The following is a 3,460-nucleotide window of genomic DNA, read 5'->3' as shown; positions in this document are numbered from 1 at the left end:
CGGCCGGCAGCAGCGGCTCGGCCGCCACGCGCGGCGCGGCCGGCCCGCCCCAGTCGCTCTGGGCGATGACGGCGCGCGCGATGCCAATCGCTTCGCGGTCGTCGCCCGCCAGGTATTCGCCCAGGCCCGAGACGCTGGTGTGCATCTCGGCGCCGCCGAGCTCCTCCTCGGTGGCGATCTCGCCGGTGGCGGCCTTGAGCAGCGGCGGGCCGGCCAGAAAGGCGCGCGATCGCCCCTGCACCATGATGACCACATCCGACAACCCCGGCATGTAGGCGCCGCCGGCCGTGCCTGAGCCGTGCTGGATGGTCAGCACCGGGATACCGGCGGCGGACAGCCGCGCCAGGTTGCGAAACAGCGCGCCGCCGTGCACGAAGCCCTCGACGCGGTAGCGCATCAGGTTGGCACCGGCACTCTCGACCAGGTGCACGAAGGGCAGGCGGTTCTGCAGCGCGATCTCCTGCAGGCGCAGGATCTTCTCCAGCCCCATGGGCTGGATGGCGCCGGCCTCGATCCCCGAGTCGCTGGCCACCACCATGCAGCGCACGCCCGAGACAAAGCCGATGCCGGCGATCACGCCACCGCCCGGAATGGACCTGGCCTCGTCACGCGTGTCCTGCAGGTAGCCCGCCAGGCCGCACAGCGGCAGCCACGGCGCGCCGGCATCGAGCAGCAACGCCACCCGCTGGCGCGGCAGCAGCTGCCCGCGCTTCTCGAACTGCGGCAGCGAGCGCGCCGACGCGGCGGCCGCGCGCTCCTCCAGCGCACGCAGCTGCGCCAGACGCTCGATTTGCGCCTCGCGGCGGCGCTGGGCCTCCGGTGCCTGGGCATTGAAGCGCGAGGTGAATTGCGTGGCGCTCATGCCTCGCCCCTGGCCTCATCCGCGAAGACCCTGGGCGTCTGGGCGCGGTGAAACCCCTCGAAGGGCCGCACGGCGGGGCGCTGCTGCACCTGGGCGTCCGGCTGGCGCATGCCCCAGCCCATCCGCACCTGGGGGCGTGCGCCGTCCACGCGCAGCGTGGTGCCGCTGATGAAGTTGGCGGCCGGGCTCAGCAGGAAGGCGATGGCCGCCGACACCTCGGCCTCGGTGCCCATGCGGCCCAGCGGCACGGTCTGCGGCATGGCGCGCAACATGTCGCCGGCCTCGGGTGGGTAGTTGTCCATGCCGCTGGAGGCGATGTAGCCCGGCGCCACGGCGTTCACGCGCACGCCGGCGCGCGCCCACTCGGCTGCCGCCGTCTCGGTGAAGCTGACCATGCCGGCACGCGCCGCGCCACTGTGGCCCATGCCCGGCATGGAGCCCCACATGTCGGCGACGATGTTGACGATGGAGCCGCCGTGCGCCGCCATCCATTGCTTGAAACACTCGCGCGCCAACAGGAAACCGCCCGTCAGGTTGGTGTTGACCACCGCCTCCCAGCCGCGCGCGGAGATGCCCTCCAGCGGCGCCATGAACTGGCCGCCGGCGTTGTTGACCAGACCGTCGATGCGGCCGCGCTCGACCAGCACGTCCTGCACCAGCTGCACCACGGCGTCCTCGTTGCGGATGTCGCAGGCGTGCATGGAGGCCTGGCCGCCATCGGCCTGGATTTCCTGCTGCACGGCGGCGAGCTTTTCCGATTTGCGGCCGACCAGCACCACGTGCGCGCCCAGCGCCGCAAGCTCGTGCGCGCTGCAGCGGCCGATGCCCGAGCCACCACCGGTGACGATCACCACCTGGCCCTTGAACAGGCCCGGAGCGAACACTGAGCGGTAGCCGCAGGAAGAAGAGACGGCAGAAGAAGTCATGGGAGGGTCCGGTTCAGTCGTGGTGAATGAAAAGCAGCATCGCCTGCTCGCTCAGCGCGTCCAGCGACAGCCCCTTGCGCGGCGAAAACCAGCTCACGGCCCAGTTCAGCGCGCCGAAGATGAACAGCCGCGCCACCGCCGGCTCGGCCTTGAGCGCACCGGCGTGCGCCAGCGCCTGCAGCGCCGGCATCCACGCCGCCTCGTACGCGTCCTTGATGCGCGCCACATCGCGCCGCTGGGCGGGGGTGAGCGAGCGCCACTCGTAGAGCATCACGGGAATGAAGCCGCTGCGCGGGCCCAGCAGGATCTCGAAGTGGTGGCGCACCAGGGCGCGCAACTGCTCGTGCGGCGGCGCATCCGGGCCCAGGCGATCCAGCACTTCCTGCTGGCTTTCCAGCGCGGCGGTCATGCCCTCGCTCATGACGGCATGCAGCAGCGCACTCTTGCTCTTGAAGTGGTAGTACGGCGAGCCGCTGTGCATGCCCACGGCCGCGGCGATGTCGCGCGTGCTGGTGGCGGCGTAACCCTTGGTGAGGAACAGCTTGGCCGCCTTGTCCATGAGCTTGCGCCGGCGGTTGCCGTCATCTTGCTCGGTGATCGTCTTGCGCGGGCGGCCCCGCGGGCGCCGAGCGGGCACATCGGAAGCCGCGGCAGCAGGCCCGGGCTCGGGCTCGGCCGCCGAAGAGGAAAGCGTTCGCTTGGGCGTCTGCATGGAACCGAACCATAGCAAAGCCATTTAATTTGAGCAAGCGATTGCTTTGCGAAAATACTCCTCCGGCCGTGTCGGCCGGGTCCTCTCAAGGCTCCGGCAGCCGGTGGTGCCAATAGCGCATCGCGGCCGTGCGTTCGCAGTGCAGGCGCGCGTCCACGGAACGCCAGAGCGCCGCGCCGCAGGCGGGTGAGGCGACCAGCCGGATGCCGCGCTCCTCGTAGCGCTGCACCACCACCGGCGCGGGGTGGCCAAAGCGGTTCCGGTAGCCGGCCTGGGCCAGGGCCAGCGCCGGATGCACGGCGTCTAGAAAGGCGTCGGTGGACGAGGTCTTGCTGCCGTGGTGCGGCACCAGCAGCACGTCGGCCGCCAGCGGCGCCCCGGCCGCCACCAGCGCCGCTTCCTGGGCGCGCTCGATGTCGCCGGCCAGCAGCGCGGTCGCCCCGCCCTGCCCTTCGGGGCCGCCCGCCTGGATGCGCAGCACGCAGCTGCGCGCGTTCGGGCGCGCTGCCGATCCGCGTGTCGGCGGCGCGCCTGCGAAGGGGTGCAGCACCTCGAACGACACGCCATCCCACTGCCAGCGCTGCCCCGCCACGCACGCCGTCACCGGTCGGAGCGCCTGCAGCGGGTGATCGGCGGCGATCGAGCCGAGGACTTCGGCCCGGGGCTGCTGGCGCAACACCGCCGGGGCGCCGCCCACGTGGTCCAGGTCGCCATGGCTCAGCACCACCCGGTCCAGCCGCTCGCCCAGCGCCTGCAGGAGCGGCACCACCACGCGCTCGCCGGCGTCGTTGGTGGCGCTGAAGCGCGGCCCGGCGTCGTACAGCAGGCTGTGGCGCGCCGTGCGCACCAATACCGCCTGGCCCTGGCCCACGTCCAGCGCCAGCAGCTCGTAGTGCCCTGGCGGCGGCCGCGGCGGCTGCCACCACAGCGCGGGGAGCACCAGCGGCAAGCCCAGCAGCC

General features: G+C 72.1%; 4 protein-coding genes. All 4 read right to left on the bottom strand.

Going from position 1 to position 3,460, the window contains the following annotated elements:
* A partial coding sequence (locus A612_RS15515; RefSeq protein WP_019375351.1) for a carboxyl transferase domain-containing protein occupies positions 1-862 on the bottom strand: 862 nt, incomplete at its 3' end.
* Complete coding sequence (locus A612_RS15510; protein WP_040437191.1) at positions 859-1,788, bottom strand: SDR family oxidoreductase; 930 nt, start codon at positions 1,786-1,788, stop codon at positions 859-861. The genes A612_RS15515 and A612_RS15510, both read right to left, overlap by 4 nt.
* A gap of 13 nt (positions 1,789-1,801) precedes the next feature.
* Positions 1,802-2,500 (bottom strand): TetR/AcrR family transcriptional regulator, encoded by a 699-nt coding sequence (locus tag A612_RS15505; RefSeq protein WP_081501211.1) that lies wholly within the window; start codon positions 2,498-2,500, stop codon positions 1,802-1,804.
* A gap of 85 nt (positions 2,501-2,585) precedes the next feature.
* On the bottom strand, positions 2,586-3,460 hold an 875-nt coding region (locus tag A612_RS15500; protein ID WP_019375348.1), incomplete at its 5' end, for a ComEC/Rec2 family competence protein.

This window comes from Melaminivora alkalimesophila, from assembly GCF_000282995.1.
GTDB lineage: Bacteria > Pseudomonadota > Gammaproteobacteria > Burkholderiales > Burkholderiaceae_C > Melaminivora > Melaminivora alkalimesophila.
Note: the sequence above shows the minus strand (reverse complement) of the source record. Positions and strands in the feature narration are given on the sequence as shown.

Coding starts and splice junctions, on each gene's coding strand:
- A612_RS15505 (WP_081501211.1), bottom strand. CDS start 2,500: ATGCAGACGCCCAAGCGAACGCTTTCCTCTTCGGCGGCCGAGCCCGAG.
- A612_RS15510 (WP_040437191.1), bottom strand. CDS start 1,788: ATGACTTCTTCTGCCGTCTCTTCTTCCTGCGGCTACCGCTCAGTGTTC.